Raw genomic sequence first — 19,921 nt, 5'->3', positions numbered from 1 at the left:
AGACAAACGCTTTGCCCGCCCGCCGCTGCGGCCAGGAAAAGCATGCCAGTCAGGGCGTAGCCGTTTCAGCAGTCCAGGCGCGGACGCTTAGGTTTCACGGCCTTTTTTGCTATAACTGAGCCACGGATATACGCGAGTCATTCACAACAGACCCTTATCACTTAACGAGTCAGCCAGTACCCTTAACTTTATGCAATCCAGCGCCTCGCTTTCTTTTACGCATCGCCCTCTGGTTCCTGTCGCGCATGATTATGCGCATGGCGCCACGGAGCCCTGGCACCAGCATGACTGCGCCCAGCTTTTGCATATCCTGAGCGGGGTGGTGCGCGTTGATACGCAGAGCGGTTGCTGGGTGATCCCGCCCGGCCGGGGCGTCTGGCTGCCGGCGGGTACGCGCCACGCCTTGCGTATTACCGGTCAGGTGGCCGCCAGAACGCTGTTTATCGATCCGCTGGCACGGGCCGATCTTCCCGCTGTTTGCCAGATTGTGCAGATCTCCGCGCTGCTGCGCGAGCTTATCGTGGCCTCGCTTGCGCTTGCGGAACGCTATGCCAGCGGCAGTCGCGACGAGCGTATTTACGAGCTTATTCTGGATGAAATACGAGGAATGGCGGTGTTGCCGTTTGGTCTGGCCGATCCGCAAACGGCGATCCTGCGCGAGCTTTGCCAGACCATGCGGGCGCGGCCTGCTGAATCATGGTCCAGCCAGCGCGCCGCCCGGTTTGTTAATATGAGCGAGCGCACGTTAAACCGCCATTTTCAGCAGCAAACCGCGCTGACCTGGAACGAATGGACAAGGCGGGCAAGGCTGATGGAGGCGTTAATTCGTCTGGCGCAGGGGCAGCCAGTGCTGACGATTGCGCTGGAGCTGGGGTATGGCAGCCACAGCGCGTTCACCGCCATGTTTCGCCGGGTGATGGGCGTTTCACCCAGCGACTATTTTCACAACGATTAATCTTCCTGCCTGGCGGCGTTAAGCAGCGCCTGCAAAGAGGCGCGCGACACGTCGCTGTCGATGCCCACACCCCAGCGGGTGACGCCGTCGGCTGACTGGCAGCGAATATACGCCACGGAGCGGCTGTCGCTGCGCTCGCCAAGCGTATGCTCGTGATAGTCTTTTATTACCGGCGGCTGCCCCAGGAGCCGCGCCAGACCGCTGGCGGCGGCGGAAAGCAGGCCGTTGCCGTACCCGGCGATTTTCCTTGTTTCGCCCCTGACGGCCAGCGTCGCCTCAAGCTTAATCTGGCCGTTTTGCTGGCTTTCGCTTTTGTAGTCAAGAAGCGCAAGCGGCGGTTGGGGCACCAGCCCGTAGCGCGTGCGAAAAAGCTGCCACAGCGCATTCAGGGTCATTTCGCGACCGTGACTGTCCGTTTCCTGCTGCACATGCTGGCTGAAGTCCTGCTGTAAAGCGCGGGGCAACGTCAGGCCATGGTTTTGTTCAATAAGCCAGGCGCTGCCGCTTTTCCCGGACTGGCTGTTGACCCGGATGACGGCTTCATAGCTGCATCCGATATCCTGCGGATCGACGGGCAGATAAGGCATCTCCCAGCGGTCGCCCGCTTTACGGGCGTCAAAACCTTTTTTAATCGCATCCTGATGCGAGCCGGAAAACGCGGTATAGGCCAGACTACCCGCCCAGGGATGGCGCGGATGCACCGGCAGCTGGTTGCAGCTTTCGACCACCTCAACCACTTTAGGCATATCATGAAAGGCGAGGCCGGGGCTAATGCCCTGGCTGTACATATTCATCGCCAGCGTCACCAGGCACACATTTCCAGTACGTTCGCCGTTGCCGAATAAACAGCCCTCAACCCGGTCGGCGCCCGCCATTATCGCCAGCTCCGCGCAGGCTACGCCCGTTCCGCGATCGTTATGCGGATGAACGCTAATACACACCTCATTACGCCGGGTAAAATGGCGGCAGAAATACTCTATCTGGTCGGCGTAAACGTTGGGCGTGCTCACTTCCACCGTGGCGGGCAGGTTCACAATCATCGGGCGCGCCGCGCATGGCTCCCAGACATCCGCCACGGCTTCGCAGATCTCCAGCGCAAACGCCGGTTCGGTAAAGCAGAACGTTTCCGGCGAATACTCATACTGCCAGAAGGTTTGAGGATGCAGTTCGCACTGCTGGCGTATCAGCGCCGTGGCTTTTACCGCCAGGGCGACGACTTCCTGTTTTTCCATGCCGAACACCAGCCGCCTGAAGAGCGGCGCAGTGGCGTTATAAAGATGCAGGGTGGCGCGTTTCGCCCCGCGCAGCGACTCGAAAGTGCGCAGAATCAGATCTTCTCGCGCCTGAGTAAGCACCTGAAGGGTAACATCGTCAGGGATCGCTTTTTCCTCAATTAACTGACGGACAAAGTTGAAATCGGTTTGCGAAGCCGAGGGGAAGGCCACTTCAATTTCCTTAAAACCGCACTTGAGCAGTAAGTCCCAGAACAGGCGCTTGCGCTTGCCGTCCATCGGCTCAGCCAGCGCCTGGTTGCCATCGCGCAGATCGGTAGAAAGCCAGCGCGGCGCGCAAGTAATTTGCCTCTCCGGCCAGCTGCGGTCGGGCAGGCTGAGGGGAGGATAAGAACGGTATTTGTTTTCCGGATGGCTCAGCATGATTATCTCCTCTTAACGTCAGGCTATTTTGCTGGGCCGCCGCGCAACGCGCTTTATCGGGCTGGACAACAGATTGTTTAAACTGGACAACGTGACGCTCTGGATAACTCCATTAATTAACGTTTTAGTTACATTTTTGCTTATTATCGTTATGAATGTCGTCACAAAACCGAAAAGCTGTTACTCCTTACAACCGCTGGCTTAAGGCTGCGTCAGTCAACGTAAACAATTGTAGGCAAAGAGATTTACGCGAAGAAAGCAGTTATTAATGCAGCCTGCGCATGAGTCCATTGATTTATTGCACTTATTAACTGCGCAACGCTGGTCCAGTCTTCAGAGCAGGCGCAGCAAAAGCGTCATGAATAATGGAGACTCAAATGCAAACCGCTTCCTTACCTTTAACGTCACGGGCACGAGCCGGCGCTATTTTGCGCGTTACCTCCGGCAATTTTCTTGAGCAATTCGATTTCTTTCTGTTCGGCTTTTACGCCACCTACATTGCGCATACCTTCTTTCCCGCCAGCAGCGAGTTTGCTTCGCTGATGATGACGTTCGCGGTTTTCGGGGCGGGCTTTTTAATGCGTCCTGTCGGCGCAGTGATGCTGGGAGCGTACATTGACAAAGTGGGCAGACGTAAGGGGTTAATTGTCACCCTGTCGATTATGGCGACCGGCACGTTTCTTATCGTGCTGATCCCTTCGTATGCCAGCATCGGCCTCTGGGCGCCTTTACTGGTGCTGACCGGGCGCCTGTTGCAGGGGTTCTCCGCAGGCGCGGAACTGGGCGGCGTATCGGTTTATCTGGCGGAAATCGCCACGCCTGGGCGCAAAGGGTTCTACACCAGCTGGCAGTCTGGCAGCCAGCAGGTAGCGATTATGGTGGCGGCGGCGATGGGCTTCGCGCTTAACGCCCTGCTTGAAGAGACCGCCATTCGGGAATGGGGCTGGCGGATCCCGTTTCTTTTCGGCTGCCTGATTGTTCCGTTTATTTTTCTTCTTCGCCGCAAGCTGGAAGAAACCCAGGAATTCCGCGCGCGCAAAAGCCATCCAGGCATGGGGCAGGTGTTTACTACGCTGCTGAAAAACTGGCAGGTAGTGATTGCCGGCATGTTGATGGTGGCGATGACCACCACGGCGTTTTACCTGATAACAGTCTATGCGCCGACCTTCGGCAAAAAAGTGCTGATGCTCAGCGCCTCTGACAGCCTGCTGGTTACGCTGCTGGTCGCCGTTTCCAATTTCTTCTGGTTACCCGTGGGCGGCGCGTTGTCTGACCGCTTTGGCCGTAAACCGGTATTGGTGGCGATGACGCTGCTGGCGCTGGCCACCTCGTATCCGGCGCTGAGCTTGCTGGCAGGCGCGCCGGGCTTTTACATGATGCTGGGCGTGCTGCTGTGGCTTTCCTTTATCTACGGGCTGTATAACGGCGCGATGATCCCGGCGCTTACCGAAATTATGCCGGGCGAGGTGCGAGTGGCAGGGTTTTCGCTGGCCTACAGTCTCGCGACAGCGGTTTTCGGCGGGTTCACGCCAGTCATGTCTACCGCGCTGATTGAATACACAGGCGATAAAGCGTCGCCGGGCTACTGGATGAGTTTTGCCGCCCTCTGCGCATTGCTGGCGACGCTCTACTTATACCGCCATCGCGCCGCGCCGCTTCAGCACGCGCGCAAAACGTTCGGCTAAGGAGATAAACGTGAAATTTTGGCCTGCCTTCGCGTGTATTTTCGCCGTTGCCTGGAGCGCGGCGCTTGAGGCGAAAACGCTGACTGTTATGATCTCCGGCGGATTCAAAGCCGCCTGGGAAACCCTCGCCCCACGTTTTGCGGCGCGGGAAGGCATTACGCTATCGACCGTGTCCGGCCCCTCAATGGGGGATACCCCGCAGGCGATCCCGGCGAGGCTTGCGCGGGGAGAACAAGCCGATGTGGTGATTATGGTCGGCAGCGCGCTGCAAAAGCTGGAAGAGCAGGGCAAAACGTTGCCCGGTTCACGGGTTGAGCTGGCGGATTCCCGCATCGGCGCGGTGATAAAAAAGGGCACAAAGCCGGTCAGCATTAACACTGAAGATGCGCTACGCGCCGCATTGCTCAACGCCCGCTCGATAGCCTATTCCGACAGCGCCAGCGGCCGCTATGTCAGTGAGCACCTGTTCCGGCGGCTTGGGATCGAAAACCAGGTTAACGAAAAAGCGCATCGGGTGGACAGGATCCCGGTCGCCTCCGTGGTCGCCAAAGGGCAGTATGCCCTCGGCTTTCAGCAGGTTAGCGAGCTGTTGCCGGTGCCTGGCGCCACGTTCATTGGCGAGTTGCCTGAAAGCGTGCAGTACACTACCCGGTTTGCCGGCGCGGTGACGGCAACTTCGGATGAGCCTGAAAAAGCCGCCGCGCTGCTGCGCTATTTATCCTCGGCAGAAGTGCGAAAGGTGGTGCAGGCGACCGGGCTGCACGGGGTAGAGGCTAAGCAGGGCGTCAGAGCGCGCGATACTGTTCAATAATCATCGTTTCAAGCTCCTGCGCCACATGGGAGAGCACGCGGCCGTTTTTCCTGAGCAGGCCCACCGTTCGCGTAACCACCGGCTCGGTCAGCACCACTTTCGTCAGGGCGGAGTGTTCAGACTGCGGCATCGACATGGCAGGAACGGCGGCAATGCCCAGCCCCGCCTCAACCATGCCGAGCATGGTCGTCACATGACGGGTTTCGCAGATGCTGGGCCGCTCGGGCACCAGATGCTCGAGCGCGTGGTCAAGCAGGTTGCGGTTGCCTGACGTTTTATCAAGCCCCACCCAGGCATGAGTATAAAATTCACGCCAGGTCAGGCTTTTTTTCCCGGCGATGGGGTGCTCGCGCCGGCAGGCGGCGACGTAGTTATCGTTGCGCAGCGGCAGAAAGTCGATATCGGGCTGGGAGAGGGCGGAAAAGCTAATGCCGAAATCCGCCTGGCCGCCCACGACCGAGTCGTAAACGTTGCCTGCGCTGCTGTCGATAAGCTTGACGCGCACGCGAGGATAGCGGGCCTGGAAGCGGCTGATAATGTTCGGCATAAAATAGTACGCGGCAGACGGCACGCAGGCGACGGTAATCAGTCCGGTGCGGGCTAAGCTAACTTCGCTGAGATCCGCCATCACCGCTTCGAAATCCGCCAGCAACTGGCCGGAACGCTCGGCGAAAGCCTGTCCTTTAAGCGTCAGCGTGACGCGCCGGGTAGTGCGTTCAAAGAGCTTCAGCCCCAGCGCTGTCTCCAGCTTATCAATGCGTCGGCTGAGCGCGGGTTGCGAAAGGCAGATAGACTCCGCCGCCATACGGAAATTGCCATACTCCACCAGCGCCCGAAACGCGTAAAGATCGTTCAGGTCAACATTCACCGGCATAACACTGTCCTTATTGCTGTATAAACCTCGTTCTCCTTTCGCCGGCCCTCTCTGCGGGCGCGGCATAGCCTGTTATACCAGAGGAAGGGTTAAAAAGTTTTATGATTTAACGCCCTTGCTACATAAAAATAACAATTATGCCGAAGGCGCGACGCAGACAGGGGGGCATTCGCCGTTTTCGCTATAAAGCGGCGATAAAAGAAGCCCGGGCAGGGCGCCTCAGGCGTGTTATAAAGCGGTTGCTGTAAAGGGGAGGCGGATAATTTCCGCCTCCCGGATAAGCCTTATTTCTCGATAAACGCCAGCAGGTCGGCGTTCAGTACTTCCGCGTTAACGGTCAGCATCCCGTGAGAGAAACCCGGATAGGTTTTCAGGGTGCCGTTCTTCAGAAGCGTGATGGATTTATGCGCCGACGCGCCAATCGGCACAATCTGATCGTCATCGCCGTGCAGCACCAGCGTCGGCACTTCTATGGCTTTTAAATCGTCGCTCTGGTCGGTTTCCGAAAAGGCCTTTATCCCTTCATAATGCGCCTTCGCGCTGCCCATCATCCCCTGACGCCACCAGTTCTGAATAACCCCCTCCTGAGCGGTGGCGCCGTCCCGGTTGAAGCCGTAGAACGGGCCGGCAGGCACATCGCGGAAGAACTGCGCGCGGTTAGCCGCCAGCGCGGCGCGAAAACCATCAAACACCTCCAGCGGTAACCCCTCAGGATTCGCTTCGGTTTTAACCATCAGCGGCGGTACGGCGGAAACCAGTACGGCTTTAGCCACGCGGCCGGAAGGCTGACCAAATTTTGCGACGTAGCGCGCCACTTCGCCGCCGCCGGTGGAGTGGCCGATATGAATAACGTTTTTCAGATTCAGGGCTTCCACCACGGCAAAGGCATCCGCCGCGTAATGATCCATATCGTGGCCTTCCGGGACCTGGGCGGAGCGGCCATGACCGCGGCGGTCATGGGCCACAACCCGGTAGCCTTTGGCTACGAAAAAAAGCATCTGCGCATCCCAGTCGTCCGAAGAGAGCGGCCAGCCGTGATGGAACATAATGGGCTGCGCCTCTTTTGCGCCCCAGTCTTTATAAAAAATGTCAACGCCGTCTTGGGTGGTTATAAAGCTCATAAGGATACTCCTGACAGATGCTGATGCGTGTTTGGAATGACCTGCGTGAAACGTGCAGGCAAGAATATAAGTCTCGGTTGTTGCAAATAAATTATGTAGTAAGACGCTTCTAAATCAATTTGCGGATGAAAATTAAGGGGGTGCTGATGGGTGAAATGCCAACTTTCCGGGGATTGACATGTTATTCGCTCACGCATTGTTATTAGCTTTCTGGCTTATCTACCTGAGAAAGGCAAGCCGCTGCCTCTTTTTATATTACCGTCCTCATTTCGCCGTTCAGGCTTAATCTCTGGCTGTAGCAGAGACTGGCAGCCCGGGAGCCAGCCTTTTTCGTCAGAAAATCTTAACCGCAGCGCTTAGGTTTATTCCGTCTACTTTAAAGCAGAGATGAGGCGCGTTTAGCGGGGCTTCGTGGCTTCAACGTTTTCTCCATTTAACAGGTTGAAGCAGAAAGATAAATCTTATGTGACTCCCGAAAATTCACGTTAAAAACACTCCATTTAATGAACGACAGCACCAGTCCGTCAATGCGCTGAATTACTTTTTAAGGATTAACTTAATTATTTTCTTTGCCTGTTTAATATTGCGCAACAAACTGGTGGCTTATTCGCTGGGGCCGAAATAAATAAATTAATATTGCTTATATTCTGCAACAAAAGATTACCCGTAGTCATTAATCAGTATGAAGCCGATAATCAGGAGGATTATTCATGAAAAGTACTCAAGCGGTTTTTTTAAAAAATAAATATCGCCACCGGTTTGCGGCGGTTCCTCTGCGGGCGTCGCTAAAACGCCCGGCGACATTGCCTGTCATCCCGGGCTTACTGCTCGCCACCACCGGGCTTATGGCGCCAGGAAGCGTGCTTGCGCAAGAGACGCCCTGCGTCAGCGAATCGTCCGGGTTATGCGCAGAAAGTAAGACCTCTTATTCTGTCCGCGGCTCGCAGCTCTCTTCTTCATTGCCGTCTGACGGGGCTGCCAGCGACGTTGTGATTAATAACAACGACGAAGTTGTGTTGTCCGCTGACGACACTATCAGTACAGGCTGGGCTAATGTTAAAAGCCTGACCGTGGGCAGCACGACCGATGGCGCGCTCACGATCGATGGCCAGCAGATCCAGTCCTCCACTGGCTCCATTGGCCGGGGAAGCACCGGCTCGGTGCGGTTAACGAATGGCGCGAAATGGGTGGTAGGCACCGGCAACCTGGTGCTGGGCACCAACAATGGCGACGGTCGGTTGCTGGTGGAGAAGGGCAGCCAGATCAGCGGAATAAAAGAGTTTCGCATCGGCGAGTATAACGCCGGGGCGAAAGGAAAGGTCGTTATCGACGGTAACGGTTCTTCCGTCAGCACCGGCTGGGCAGTGGTGGGCGATCAGGGCGAAGGGACGCTTGATATTCTCAATGGCGGCCAGCTTTTCACCACGCAACACATGAATATCGGCTATATCGGGAAAACGAACCTGAATAACCTGAAAGGCAACGGCGTGGTAAACGTGGATGGCGCCGGTTCCCTTCTGGAAGTGGGAACCAGCCTGCTGCTGGGAGGACACCAGGCTGCCACGAACGATGCCAAAGGGATGCTGACCGTCAGCAACGGCGCCACCGTCACAGCCAGTAGCTATATCTGGGTCGGTATCGGCACGGGAAGCACCGGCGTGGTGAATATCGGCGCCAGGCAGGTCGAAGCGGCGCAGCAGGCGGGGTATATCGAAACGCCGTTGCTCTTTTTGGGCGACACGAAAAACCATGACGGCACCGCCTTGCTGAACTTTAACCACAACAGTGACGATTACGCCCTCAGCGCACGCATCTACGGCTACGGTGAGGTCAATCACGAAGGCCCTGGCACCACGCTGCTCAGCGGGGTCAACAATACCTGGACAGGTAACACCACCGTCAGTAACGGCACCCTTCGCGCCGGGAGCACGACCGCCTTTAGCGCTAACTCAGACTTTACGGTGGGCAGCGGGGGGACGCTCGATCTCAACGGTTATAGCCAGCAAATCAAGTCGCTGTCGCTTGCCGGGACGTTGAGCTTTGGCAGCCCGGACTCTGGCCGGGATGACCTGTCGCTTGCGGGCGGCGTGCTCACCGTAAGCGGGGATTATATCGGCGATAACGGCCTGCTTATCCTGAACGCCGCAGAAGATGAAGCGCAGCAGAAAGGGGTGGTTAACCAGCTGCATGTTAAGGGCGACACATCCGGCGCCACGCGAGTCAGGCTGAATGCGTTAGGGACTGCCAGCGTCAGCGATCTGAATGGCGCGCGGGTGGTGCAGGTTGACGGCGCGTCAGAGGGCGAATTTGTCGCAGACGGGCGCCTGGTGGCTGGCGCCTATGATTATGCGCTGCTTCGCGGCGCGCAGACGGAGGGGGCGGCGATCCCGGATTCGAATCACTGGTATTTAACCAACACCTGGACCCCTGAAGAAGAACCGCAGCCAGACGTCGATCCGCTGCCTCAACCGGCACAGGAACCGGAAGCAGACCCTGAGGATACACCTGCGCCCGCGGCGCAAGATCCCGAACAGCCTGACCCGCAGGTCGACCCGGATCCTGCGGCGAAGCCCGCCAGTCAGGCCGTGTATCGCCCGGAGGCGGGCGCTTATCTGGCTAACAAAATGGCGGCCAACACCCTGTTTTCAACCCGGTTGTACGATCGTCTGGGAGAGACAGAATATATTGATCCCCTTACTGGCGAAACGAAGGTAACCAGCCTGTGGCTGCGAAATGTCGGCGGTCACACCCGCTTTCGCGACAGCTCGGGTCAGTTGCGCACGCAGAGCAACCGCTATGTCGTCCAGCTGGGCGGCGACCTGGCGCAGTGGAGTTCAACCCTGGCGGACCGCTGGCACCTGGGGGTGATGGTCGGCTACGCCAACAGCCAGAGCAACACGCGTTCAAACGTCTCGCATTATCAGGCCGACGGTACGGTTTCCGGCTACAGTGCGGGCCTGTACGGCACCTGGTTTGCCGATGAAGCAGATAAAAGCGGCAGCTATGTGGATCTCTGGATGCTTTATAACTGGTTTGACAATACGGTCAAAGGCGAGCAGATAGCCGAGGAAAAATATCGCTCCCGTGGGGTCACCGCCTCTGTTGAAGTCGGCCATGCCTTTAAGCTGGCCGAAAAGCCAGGGCGCAGCTACTGGGTGCAACCTCAGGCGCAATTAACCTGGATGGGCGTTTCCGCCGACGAACACCGGGAAGCGAATGGCACCCGCATTCATAATGACGATAAAGGCAACCTGCAAAGCCGTCTGGGGGTGAAAGCGTATCTGCGCGGACACGCTCGGCGTGATGAAGGCACGGGGCGGCTGTTCCAGCCCTTCGTTGAGGCTAACTGGCTGCACAATACGCGAAACTATGCCATCTCAATGTCTGAAACACGCAGTGAAGTGGATGGCGCCAGAAACCTGGCGGAGCTCAGGGCGGGGGTAGAGGCCAAAGTGAACACCCGGCTGCATCTGTGGGGCAACGTGGGCCAGCAAATTGGCGATAACGGCTATAGCGATACGCAGGCCGTGCTGGGTCTGAAAGTGCTGTTCTGAGCCTGATGCCCTCCGCGTTCCGGCAACCATCGCGGGGGGCGTTTGCCCGGCCGTTATCATCGACAGCGCCGTGGCGTTTTCACTAAACGTGTTATTTCATATCTGGCAGCACTCTTTTACAGAGGACGCCGCGTCGCTAAAGAGAGTTACAACTGTCTTTTTTTCTACAGATTCAAAATAAATATGGATCAAATAAACCGCGTTAAATTTCAGGATAAATGTGGCCTGGTTTATCGCGGCGCAAAGCAAGGGTGAGCTTTGCGTTTTTATCCGTACATTGACGATTGGGTCTTTAATATGAATAAGCAGCCTTCTACATGGATTAGCAAGGGAAAGCAAAGTAACCATGGTTGTTTCTTAATACCGCAGGAGATTCGCCATCTGAGAAATTTACCGCTCTACAGAGCGGTGGCCTGGTGGGGGTTAATCAGAGGCAGCGAGTTTACCCGCACAGAGGTAAGCCAGGCCTTTCAGATAGATTTGCGACGCGCCAGCGATATCCTTCATTACATTTGCCATCGCTATGAAGGAAACGACATCACGTTTCAGCATCGCAAAATTCCTGCCCGGGGCGGCCACCACCTGCTGGTGCTGCGCATCCTGTCGGTTGAGCCAGCGCCGGTTACGGCTGCTGGCCAGGGTAAGCCTGGCGCGTAACCTCTGCGCAAACGATTACTTACGCTCACGCTATAAAAAAAAGCCCCTCGTTGAGGGGCTTTTTTTAATCGCAGGCGATCACACCATGGAGTAGAGCAGGGCGGAGAGCGTCGCCACGCCCGCGATGGCGATAATGGCGGTTTTCACGCCGCGCAGTTCGCGCAGTTCCGTGCGGGTATAAATAAGCCAGGCCGGGATAAGAAACAAAATAATGGCGATGAGCGGCCCGCAGAAAGTTTCAATCAGGGTAATCACATTCGGGTTAGCGTAAACGATGCCGAAGGTGAGGGCGAACATAATCAGATACGCCGCGCGTTTGCCGCCTGCGCCCTTCAGGCCGGAGGCTTCCGTTATCAGCTGGGCGAATGTTTCGGTAACTGAAAGGCCGACGCCGAGAAATGATTTGGTCATGCCGACAATAGCGATAAACGGCGCCAGCAGATACACCAGGCGTGAGCCTTCCGCCGACACCACCGACAGCACATTCAGGTTTTGCGCTTTGGCCTGGGCGAAGCTTTCATGGGGAATGCTCAGCACGCAGCTCAGCACAAAAAAGAGAATGCTGAAGAAAATGGCGCCATAGGCGATGCGAATAACAAACAGCGCTTTACGCTCGCCTTCCGCTTCCCGCTCGCGGTAATAGGAGGTGAGCGGAGAGACCATTGGCGCGCAGCAGAAAGAAAAGGTGATAAGCGGCAGCGTCAGCCAGATGCTCTTTAACGTTTCCGACAGCGGCGCCGCATGCGCTTTGGTCATAACGCCTGCAAGGTTCGCCATATTCCAGTGCGGAATTTGCAGCAGGGCGATGAGCAGAATCGAGGCGGCGAAAGGCAGCGCCAGCGCGCTCATGGTGCCCACCACTTTGTCGCGCCCTTTGCTCAGCACCGCGTAAATAGCGGCGACCACAATAAACGACAGCAGGCCGCGGGAAAGATGGCCGGTATGCAAATGGGCGCTGAGGTAATTATCCAGCGCGTTAACCAGCGCCACGCCGAAAACCAGCGTCACCGGGAAAAAAGCCAGGCAGTAAAAGAGCATGATCGCAAGCTCCCCTTTGCCTTTAAAAAAGGAGCCGAAAATCGGCAGCGAAGAGTCCGCCGTCGGCTGCTCTTTCATATAGACGCGGCACAGCATCAGGTGCGGCATCAGCGAGAGCGGCAGACCGGCCAGCAGCATCATCAGAAAAATCACCGGCCCCTGGGTGCCGATTTCTACCGGAAGAAATAACGTGCCTGCGCCTACGGCGGTGCCGTAAAGCCCCAGCGCCCAGACATTGTCCCGCCATTTCCAGCCCGGCTGGACTGCCTCTTCGCGCTTGCTTTGTGTTGCCGAAATCATAATTACGTCGCTTTCTGGTGTGGTTAAAGAATTGCTGTGACTTTTTCCGTACGAAGCGCTTGTTATGCCGCATCCGGATAGCTTCCATAGCACAGAAGCGGGGTAATCCGGCTTGGCAAATTTTAGTTAACTGTCATTGCCGTTACAGAAAGGGGCGCATTATAGGGGCATCGTCCCGGGTAAGTAAAATCTCAGAGCAAATAACGGCCCGGGCGCAACCGCTTTTTTTGAATATCAACTGGCGCGATCCAGGCGGATTTTGCGCAGCACAACGTAAAAAAATAAAAGAGTGCGTTTAAGAATTGAACAAACAGGATAGTGGGCCAGACATTACCGTCACGGTTATTTCATTCAGATAAGCAAAAATAGAGCGTTGCGAATTCAATAGTCTGGTTTGGTTAATTAACCAGGGCAAACGGCATTATGTGAATTCGCATCAGCAGACAAATAACGGGTTCACGCTCTTATTTTTTATCAGTTCATTAACATGAATGTAAGCGAGTTGTGTAAACGCGTTTTCTGAGCGGGGGTTCGTGTTTGGTTCCTTTTTCCCCGCCCGCCGCTTTGAGTTATTACCCGCTGTGCAACTGCCCCGGTTGCTCCTGCTGCGGCTTATATTCCCGCAAACCGTAAGGGCAGAGCGAAAAGAGGCATTTTTTATCTGCTGAACAGGGCCCTGTCGCGTCTTTTGAATTTCCGGGGCACCCGGTCTTCTGCAATAAATTCCGCCATATCTGCGGGTTATAAGGCGAGGCGTGAATAACCGTGATGTTGCGTGTTTTGCCGTTAACAACCAGACCCTGCGCCGCGGTTGTCAACGTATTGCCCTGCTGCAAAAAGTAGTCGCCTTTGCACCATAAGATAAGCTTCAGGCTCTTAGCCGTTTGGGCAATTGAGAAGAACGACCCCGTATCCGGACTTGCCAGAGTATCAACAATTTTCCAATCCATAACGCTCCTTTGTTTTTTTTGTTTAATTAAGTTGGTCAAAATGGCGCAAAAAAGCGAAACGGCTCAGCAGGAAGAGGGCGAAAAGCGGCTTTCGCTGCCGTGCTGTAGCGTTAAAAATTCGCGCTTAAAATTAACTTAGTTTAAATGTGTGGTTTTTCCATAAAACCATTGAAAGTTTATGCCTATCGTTACTATCGCCTTCAACATTGCAGAAGGGAGAGGGAAAGCGGGTGAAAACAGCCGGAGAAAAGTCACGACCGCCGCAGCTTTGCGCGCTTTACGCTACCCTTACTCTTAACCAAAGAGGAGAGAACGATGGCTGATGCAAAACTTATCGATACGCTACAGTTTGGTCCTGAAGGCGCGCCGACCCGCAAATATGAAATTTACGGCGATGACGAAAAGACGCCCGCTTACGCGCTGATTTATGAGCAAAACGGCGGCGACTGGCAGAAACAGAATGAAACGCTGAACTTTGCGGTGAAAGAGGAGCAGGAAGAAGCGAGCAGCACCATGGATTACGGCACCAGCGACAGCCTGCCGGAGCTGCGCGACCTGAAAGCCGAAGCCCGCGAACGCTGCGAACAGCACTGGCAAAAAAGCGGCGGTCAATAAAGCTTATGCCGGGACGCGATCCCGGCTCATCACGCTGATCCGCATGCCAGACAGGCCATTCGGGTTATTGCTGAGACATCATGAAACCATCTTCATGGCGACATCGATAATGGATAGCGTAATGGCGGATGCCGTTAACGCCACAATGCCATACGCCACTTTATTTAATTTCCTGAAGGTCCAGATAAATTTAATCAGCGCCATTACGCCTAAATAGATGCAAATAATATACATGACCACCAGATATAAACCGGTGATAAACCAGCCGGTAGCCTCAAATACCCCCTTAAGGGTATAGATGAGCACCGAAAGATAAAAAGCGGAAAGCGCCAGACCGCTCAGGAAGTCGTAAAAAACGAGATAAGTAATTTTTTCATCTCCAGGGGATAGCCCCAGAAAAGCGCTTAATTTTTCGTTGTTGATTTTACCCACATAATGACTGATTAAAGGGAGTAACATGACCATCAGAAGCATAAGGTTCATGAAAAAAATAACCAGATACGCTCTTTCATCCAGGTTGCATTCTGACCGCCATAGCGCCACCACGTTAACGTCTAAATAAACCAGCAACCCAAAGCACAATACCGAAACCAGATATTCTGAAAGCGTTCCCCATAGCCCTTTTTTTTGCATTTCTTTTTGCTCTTTTGGTTATATGAAAATGAGCCGGCTGGCCTGCCGGCGTTGTTAATTCCGGCCAGTTTAACAGCGTGCCTGGCAGAGAAAAGCCGCCTTTTTAAGGAGGCAGGGGCGCCCTTATGTTGCAACGCTCGCCTGGATAGTCTGTCGCTTTTATTCACGCCTCGTTTTGTCGCAGCCGCGTTTTTGCGGCCAGTGTGCGTGCCGTCGCGGCCTGACAACAACGCTTTTGACGATGTTTAAAAATTGTGATCAAAGCGACGACGGGGTTAAAAGTAATCGATTACTTTTACCGTGCAATGGTTTTGTAATCGATTACTTTCCTCTGTGAGGCTTTTATGGTGACTGCAACGCAAAGCACTAAAAACGCGGTGATGACCCATCGCATGCTGGTCCCGCAGTTGTCTTTAATGATGTTCATACAGTTTTTTATCTGGGGAAGCTGGTCCGTCACCCTGGGACTGGTCATGACTCAGCACAACATGTCGCTGCTGATTGGCGATGCGTTCTCCGCCGGGCCTATCGCCTCGATCCTTTCGCCTTTTGTACTGGGAATGCTGGTGGACCGCTTTTTCCCGTCGCAAAAAGTGCTGGCAGTGATGCACCTGATGGGCGCGGTGATTTTGTGGTTTGTGCCGCAGGCGATGGTCGCCCAGAACGGCGTGCTGCTGATAGCGCTGCTGTTTGGCTACACGCTCTGCTACATGCCGACGCTGGCGCTGACCAATAACATCGCCTTTCATAGCCTCGCGAACAGCGAGAAGAGCTTTCCGGTGGTGCGCGTGTTCGGCACCATCGGCTGGATCGCCGCAGGCGTGTTTATCGGCTTTACCGGCATTGCCGCAAGCGTGACCATTTTTTCGCTCGCCGCCGTCTGTTCCGTCATTCTCGCCATTTACAGCCTGACGCTGCCGCATACCCCCGCGCCGGCAAAAGGGCTGCCGTTTAAAGTGCGCGATATGTTTTGCGCCGACGCTTTCGCGCTGATGAAGATCCGCCACTTTTTCATCTTCGCGCTCTGCGCCACGCTCATTTCCGTTCCGCTGGGAACCTATTATGCCTTTACCGCTTCCTGGCTTGCCGATGCGGGCGTGGAGAATGTCAGCACGCTGATGTCCTTCGGCCAGATGTCGGAAATCTTCTTCATGCTGGTGATCCCGCTGCTGTTTCGCCGTCTCGGCGTGAAGTACATGCTGCTGATTGGCATGTTCGCCTGGTTTGTGCGCTATGCGCTGTTCGCCATGGGCATGGGTGATGAGACGCGCACGCTGATCCTGCTCGGCATCCTGCTGCACGGCATCTGTTACGACTTCTTCTTCGTGGTGGGCTTTATCTATACCGACCGCGTGGCGGGCGAGCAGGTTAAAGGCCAGGCGCAGAGCATGGTGGTGATGTTCACCTACGGCATCGGCATGCTGCTCGGCTCGCAAATTTCCGGCGCGCTCTACAACAATCTGGTGGCGGGGCAGGCGACCGCAGAAAACTGGGCGCTGTTCTGGTGGATCCCGGCGATTGCCGCCGCCGCTATCGCCGTTCTCTTCTTCTTTACCTTTAAATATCGGGATTGATCCTGCTTCAGGAGGTGGTTTTGAAAACAATAAAAGGACCGGGCATTTTTCTTGCGCAGTTTATTGGCGCGCAGGCGCCATTTACTACGCTTGAGGGGCTGGCGGCATGGGCGGCTGAACTCGGCTATAAAGCGTTGCAGCTTCCCTGCAACCACCCGGCTATTTTTGACCTGAGCCAGGCGGCAGCGAGCCAGACCTATTGTGATGAAGTGGCGGGTAAGCTTGCGCAGCATGGGCTTGTCATCAGTGAGCTCTCCACCCATCTGGAGGGGCAGCTGGTGGCGGTGCACCCGGCCCACGACATCGCCTTTGATAACTTTGCGCCGTCCGCGGTGCGGGGAAACAGCGCCAGCCGCACGCAGTGGGCTATCGGGCGGTTGCAAGAGGCGGCGGCGGCCTCGCAAAAGCTGGGGCTTCGGGCGCACGCGACCTTTTCCGGCTCGCTGGCCTGGCCTTACGTCTATCCCTGGCCGCCGCATAACCCGCAGTTGTTAAGCGAAGCCTTCGCCGAACTGGCCCGCCGCTGGCGGCCCATCCTCGACTGCTTTGACGAGCACGGCGTGGATCTTTGTTATGAAATTCATCCGGGGGAAGATTTACATGACGGCGTGACGTTTGAACGTTTCCTGGAAGGCGTTGCGCACCATCCGCGCGCCAGCATTCTGTTTGATCCCAGCCACTTACACTTGCAGCATATTGATTATTCGCAGTTTGTTGATATCTACCACCAGCGTATCAAGGCGTTTCACGTAAAGGATGCGGAATATCTGCCCAATGGCCGCAGCGGGGTCTATGGCGGCTATCAGCGCTGGATTGACCGGGCAGGCCGCTTTCGTTCGCCGGGCGACGGGCAGATTGATTTCAAAACCCTTTTCAGCAAGCTTGCGCAGTACGACTACGACGGCTGGGCGGTGCTGGAATGGGAGTGCTGCCTGAAAGATGCCGCCACCGGCGCGCGCGAAGGGGCGGAATTTATCCGCCGCCATATCATTCCCGTGGCCGATCGCGCCTTTGATGATTTTGCGGCGCAGGCAGGGGATGAAGAGCGGGTGCGCGCGCAGCTCGGGCTGGATAAAGGAGGCGTGAGATGATCAACGTCGGTATTATCGGCGCCGGTTTTATCGGCCCGGCGCATATTGAGGCGCTCCGCCGCCTCGGCAACGTCTCGGTGGTCGCCCTCTGCGATTCAAACCCGGCGAGCGCGCAGGCGCATGCGGCGCAGCTTCATGTTCCCCATGCCTACAGCGACGTGGCGGCGTTTCTGCAACATCCCGGACTGCATGCGGTGCATAACTGCACGCCAAACCATCTGCATGCGGCGATCAACCGCCAGATTATCCAGGCGGGTAAGCATGTTTTCTCGGAAAAACCGCTCTGCATTACCGTGGAAGAGGCGCAGGAGCTGGTGCAACTGGCCGAACTGGCGGGCGTGGCGCACGGCGTCAGCTTCGTCTACCGCCAGTTCGCCATGGTGCAGCAGGCGGCGAGCATGGTGCGAAACGGCGAAATTGGCCGCCTTTTCTCGGCGCAGGGCAGCTATTTACAGGACTGGATGCTGGAGGAAACGGACTACAACTGGCGGGTGGAAGCCGGCAAGGGCGGCGCGTCGCGCACCGTTGCGGATATCGGTTCGCACTGGTGCGACACCGTGCAGTTCATTACCGGGCGTAAAATTGTCGAGGTGATGGCGGACCTCGCTATCGTCTGGCCGACCCGCAAGAAAAACGCGCAGGCAACAACGACCTTCGGCGCAGGGCAGCAGGAAGCGCGCTATGAAGAAAAGCCAGTGACGACGGAAGATCTGGGCTTTGTGCTGTTGCGTTTTGACGATGGCACAAAAGGCAGCTTCAGCGTGTCGCAGGTGGCGGCGGGTCGCAAGAACCGTCTTAGCCTGGAGGTGAACGGCAGCGCAGCCTCGCTGGCATGGGACCAGGAAGTGCCGCAGCAGATGTGGGTGGGGCATCGCCATCAGCCCAACCAGCTTCTCTCTGACGATCCTGCTTTGCTGAACAAAGCGGTCGCGGCGCGGGCGCGCTTCCCGGGCGGCCATATCGAAGGCTGGCCGGATGCGTTTCGCGCCATGATGCAGGCTTTTTACCAGGCGGTAGAGGCAGGGCGGATGCCAGCCCGGGGCGAAGCGAACTTTGCGACGTTTCACGACGGGGCGCAGGTGATGGCGGTAGTGGAGGCGATTATGCGCAGCCATCAGCAGCAGCGCTGGGTGAAGGTCGCGTACTGAACGTCGGCCCGGCGCGCCTGGCCGCCGGGCTAACTTATTGTCGCGCCGTAATTTATGGTAGCCTGCTGACTTACTGATTTTCTCTGGAAGCATTACCACCATGTCCATTCAAAAGATCGCCCGGCTGGCGGGGGTTTCGGTCGCTACAGTGTCACGCGTTCTCAACAACAGCGACACCGTAAAGGAAAAGAACCGCGAGAAAGTCCTCCAGGCGATCAAAGCCAGTAACTATCAACCTAATCTGCTGGCCCGACAGCTCCGTACCGCGCGCAGTTCGATGGTGCTGGTGCTGGTTTCCGACATCACCAACCCCTTTTGCGCAGAGCTGGTGAAAGGGATTGAAGAGCAGGCGGAACAGCAGGGCTACCGCATCCTGCTGTGCAATTCCGGCTCCGATATCAAACGCTCCCGCTCCAGCCTGCAACTGCTCTCCGGGAAAATCGTCGACGGCGTTATCACCATGGACGCCTTTACCACCTTGCCTGAGCTGACCCAGTTAATTGGCGACACGCCTTGGGTACAGTGCGCTGAATACGCCGATGCGGGAGATATCTCCTGCGTCGGCATCAACGATATCGACGCCTCCCGCGAACTGGTGCGTTACCTGGTTGAAAGCGGGCGTCAGCGCGTTGCGCTTATTAATCACGATCTCAGCTACAAATATGCCCAGTTGCGCCAGCAAGGGTATCTGCGGGAGCTGGAAAACCATGGTCTGGCGTGGCAGGCGATAACCTATGCCAGCGCGCTGAGCTTCAGCGCCGGCAAGCAGGCGATGGAAAAACTTTTGCAGGCGCAGGCGCGCCCTGACGCGGTGTTTGCGGTTTCTGACACGCTGGCGGCGGGCGCCATGGCCGCGGTCCGGCAGGCGGGGCTTCGCGTGCCGCAGGATATCGCGGTGGCGGGTTTCGACGGCACGGAGCTTGCTGAAATGGTTTCGCCGCCGCTGACCACCATCGCCCAGCCATCACGCGATATTGGCCGTAAGGCGTTCAGCCTGCTGCTGCAAAAAATGGATAACCCGCACGCGCCGACAGAGCGGGTAATGATGGCGTGGCAGCTTATCGTGCGCGCCAGCACCTGACGCCGCTTCTCTTCCTTCAGCCAGTCTTAGACTGGCTTTTTTTGTGCCCGCTTATATTCAAACCGTCGTTTTACCAAATACAAAACGTATTGCCGCACAAATTGCTAACCCAACAGCAGAATTCCAATTTTAACTGATTTGTGATGGACGTATCATAGATACGTAAATTTTGTAAAATT

16 protein-coding genes are annotated in these 19,921 nt (G+C 56.2%); 10 read left to right on the top strand and 6 right to left on the bottom strand.

Going from position 1 to position 19,921, the window contains the following annotated elements; translation table 11 throughout:
• Positions 1-190 precede the first annotated feature (190 nt).
• Positions 191-955, top strand: coding sequence for an AraC family transcriptional regulator (locus DW56_RS12215; protein WP_024554809.1), 765 nt, complete (start codon positions 191-193; stop codon positions 953-955).
• Here DW56_RS12215 and leuA read toward each other — a convergent pair.
• Positions 952-2,610: a 2-isopropylmalate synthase gene (leuA, locus tag DW56_RS12210; RefSeq protein ID WP_029589821.1), complete on the bottom strand. Its 1,659-nt coding sequence runs from the start codon at positions 2,608-2,610 to the stop codon at positions 952-954. The two genes, DW56_RS12215 and leuA, sit on opposite strands and share 4 nt — an antisense overlap.
• Before the next feature lie 377 nt (positions 2,611-2,987).
• Here leuA and tcuC point away from each other — a divergent pair, with 377 nt between their 5' ends.
• Complete coding sequence (gene tcuC, locus DW56_RS12205) at positions 2,988-4,295, top strand: MFS transporter (protein ID WP_024554807.1); 1,308 nt, start codon at positions 2,988-2,990, stop codon at positions 4,293-4,295.
• A gap of 88 nt (positions 4,296-4,383) precedes the next feature.
• Positions 4,384-5,106, top strand: a complete 723-nt coding sequence (locus tag DW56_RS12200) for a substrate-binding domain-containing protein (RefSeq protein ID WP_081711358.1) — start codon at positions 4,384-4,386, stop codon at positions 5,104-5,106.
• On the opposite strand, the gene psrA is transcribed toward DW56_RS12200, so the two are convergent.
• Positions 5,081-5,980 carry an L-proline-binding transcription factor PsrA gene (psrA, locus tag DW56_RS12195; protein ID WP_024554805.1) on the bottom strand — a complete coding sequence of 300 codons (900 nt, stop codon included), beginning with the start codon at positions 5,978-5,980 and terminating at the stop codon, positions 5,081-5,083. The two genes, DW56_RS12200 and psrA, sit on opposite strands and share 26 nt — an antisense overlap.
• Positions 5,981-6,264: 284 nt before the next feature.
• Positions 6,265-7,101, bottom strand: a complete 837-nt coding sequence (locus DW56_RS12190; RefSeq protein ID WP_024554804.1) for an alpha/beta fold hydrolase — start codon at positions 7,099-7,101, stop codon at positions 6,265-6,267.
• Between the two features lie 710 nt (positions 7,102-7,811).
• Here DW56_RS12190 and DW56_RS12185 point away from each other — a divergent pair.
• Together DW56_RS12185 and DW56_RS21710 are read left to right on the top strand one after the other, a co-directional pair.
• Positions 7,812-10,655 (top strand): autotransporter outer membrane beta-barrel domain-containing protein, encoded by a 2,844-nt coding sequence (locus tag DW56_RS12185; RefSeq protein WP_024554803.1) that lies wholly within the window; start codon positions 7,812-7,814, stop codon positions 10,653-10,655.
• 297 nt (positions 10,656-10,952) lie between these two features.
• Positions 10,953-11,312, top strand: a complete 360-nt coding sequence (locus DW56_RS21710; RefSeq protein ID WP_024554558.1) for a CaiF/GrlA family transcriptional regulator — start codon at positions 10,953-10,955, stop codon at positions 11,310-11,312.
• 78 nt (positions 11,313-11,390) lie between these two features.
• On the opposite strand, the gene DW56_RS12175 is transcribed toward DW56_RS21710, so the two are convergent.
• Together DW56_RS12175 and DW56_RS12170 are read right to left on the bottom strand one after the other, a co-directional pair.
• Entirely contained in the window at positions 11,391-12,650 is a 1,260-nt protein-coding gene (locus DW56_RS12175; protein WP_024554559.1) for an amino acid permease, read from the bottom strand.
• 572 nt (positions 12,651-13,222) lie between these two features.
• Positions 13,223-13,600 (bottom strand): hypothetical protein, encoded by a 378-nt coding sequence (locus DW56_RS12170; RefSeq protein ID WP_024554560.1) that lies wholly within the window; start codon positions 13,598-13,600, stop codon positions 13,223-13,225.
• Between the two features lie 315 nt (positions 13,601-13,915).
• On the opposite strand from DW56_RS12170, the gene DW56_RS12165 reads away from it, so the two are divergent.
• Positions 13,916-14,215: a hypothetical protein gene (locus tag DW56_RS12165; RefSeq protein ID WP_024554561.1), complete on the top strand. Its 300-nt coding sequence runs from the start codon at positions 13,916-13,918 to the stop codon at positions 14,213-14,215.
• Between the two features lie 78 nt (positions 14,216-14,293).
• Here the strand turns inward: DW56_RS12165 and DW56_RS12160 are convergent, their stop codons facing one another.
• Complete coding sequence (locus DW56_RS12160; protein WP_024554562.1) at positions 14,294-14,848, bottom strand: hypothetical protein; 555 nt, start codon at positions 14,846-14,848, stop codon at positions 14,294-14,296.
• Positions 14,849-15,192: 344 nt separating this feature from the next.
• Between DW56_RS12160 and DW56_RS12155 the strand changes: the two genes are divergently transcribed.
• The 4 genes from DW56_RS12155 to DW56_RS12140 all read left to right on the top strand — a co-directional run bounded on the left by DW56_RS12155 (position 15,193) and on the right by DW56_RS12140 (position 19,742).
• The gene (locus tag DW56_RS12155) at positions 15,193-16,422 is read left to right on the top strand and encodes an MFS transporter (protein ID WP_029589820.1); all 1,230 of its coding nucleotides are present in this window, start codon (positions 15,193-15,195) and stop codon (positions 16,420-16,422) included.
• A 20-nt stretch (positions 16,423-16,442) separates the two neighbouring features.
• Complete coding sequence (locus DW56_RS12150; RefSeq protein ID WP_024554564.1) at positions 16,443-17,513, top strand: sugar phosphate isomerase/epimerase family protein; 1,071 nt, start codon at positions 16,443-16,445, stop codon at positions 17,511-17,513.
• Positions 17,510-18,661, top strand: a complete 1,152-nt coding sequence (locus tag DW56_RS12145; protein WP_024554565.1) for a Gfo/Idh/MocA family protein — start codon at positions 17,510-17,512, stop codon at positions 18,659-18,661. Before DW56_RS12150 ends, DW56_RS12145 begins: the two co-directional genes overlap by 4 nt.
• Positions 18,662-18,761: 100 nt before the next feature.
• Positions 18,762-19,742 carry a LacI family DNA-binding transcriptional regulator gene (locus DW56_RS12140; RefSeq protein ID WP_024554566.1) on the top strand — a complete coding sequence of 327 codons (981 nt, stop codon included), beginning with the start codon at positions 18,762-18,764 and terminating at the stop codon, positions 19,740-19,742.
• Positions 19,743-19,921: the final 179 nt, after the last annotated feature.

The organism is Franconibacter helveticus LMG 23732 (genome assembly GCF_000463115.2).
Taxonomy (GTDB): domain Bacteria; phylum Pseudomonadota; class Gammaproteobacteria; order Enterobacterales; family Enterobacteriaceae; genus Franconibacter; species Franconibacter helveticus.
This window is presented reverse-complemented; position numbering and strand designations above follow the sequence as displayed.

Excerpts from the sequence above, each read along its gene's own strand:
- DW56_RS12175 (WP_024554559.1), bottom strand. The coding sequence starts at position 12,650 with ATGATTTCGGCAACACAAAGCAAGCGCGAAGAGGCAGTCCAGCCGGGC.
- tcuC (WP_024554807.1), top strand. The coding sequence starts at position 2,988 with ATGCAAACCGCTTCCTTACCTTTAACGTCACGGGCACGAGCCGGCGCT.
- DW56_RS12160 (WP_024554562.1), bottom strand. The coding sequence starts at position 14,848 with ATGCAAAAAAAAGGGCTATGGGGAACGCTTTCAGAATATCTGGTTTCG.
- DW56_RS12170 (WP_024554560.1), bottom strand. The coding sequence starts at position 13,600 with ATGGATTGGAAAATTGTTGATACTCTGGCAAGTCCGGATACGGGGTCG.
- DW56_RS12185 (WP_024554803.1), top strand. The coding sequence starts at position 7,812 with ATGAAAAGTACTCAAGCGGTTTTTTTAAAAAATAAATATCGCCACCGG.
- leuA (WP_029589821.1), bottom strand. The coding sequence starts at position 2,610 with ATGCTGAGCCATCCGGAAAACAAATACCGTTCTTATCCTCCCCTCAGC.
- DW56_RS12155 (WP_029589820.1), top strand. The coding sequence starts at position 15,193 with ATGGTGACTGCAACGCAAAGCACTAAAAACGCGGTGATGACCCATCGC.
- DW56_RS12215 (WP_024554809.1), top strand. The coding sequence starts at position 191 with ATGCAATCCAGCGCCTCGCTTTCTTTTACGCATCGCCCTCTGGTTCCT.
- DW56_RS12200 (WP_081711358.1), top strand. The coding sequence starts at position 4,384 with ATGATCTCCGGCGGATTCAAAGCCGCCTGGGAAACCCTCGCCCCACGT.
- DW56_RS12145 (WP_024554565.1), top strand. The coding sequence starts at position 17,510 with ATGATCAACGTCGGTATTATCGGCGCCGGTTTTATCGGCCCGGCGCAT.
- psrA (WP_024554805.1), bottom strand. The coding sequence starts at position 5,980 with ATGCCGGTGAATGTTGACCTGAACGATCTTTACGCGTTTCGGGCGCTG.
- DW56_RS12190 (WP_024554804.1), bottom strand. The coding sequence starts at position 7,101 with ATGAGCTTTATAACCACCCAAGACGGCGTTGACATTTTTTATAAAGAC.
- DW56_RS21710 (WP_024554558.1), top strand. The coding sequence starts at position 10,953 with ATGAATAAGCAGCCTTCTACATGGATTAGCAAGGGAAAGCAAAGTAAC.
- DW56_RS12140 (WP_024554566.1), top strand. The coding sequence starts at position 18,762 with ATGTCCATTCAAAAGATCGCCCGGCTGGCGGGGGTTTCGGTCGCTACA.
- DW56_RS12165 (WP_024554561.1), top strand. The coding sequence starts at position 13,916 with ATGGCTGATGCAAAACTTATCGATACGCTACAGTTTGGTCCTGAAGGC.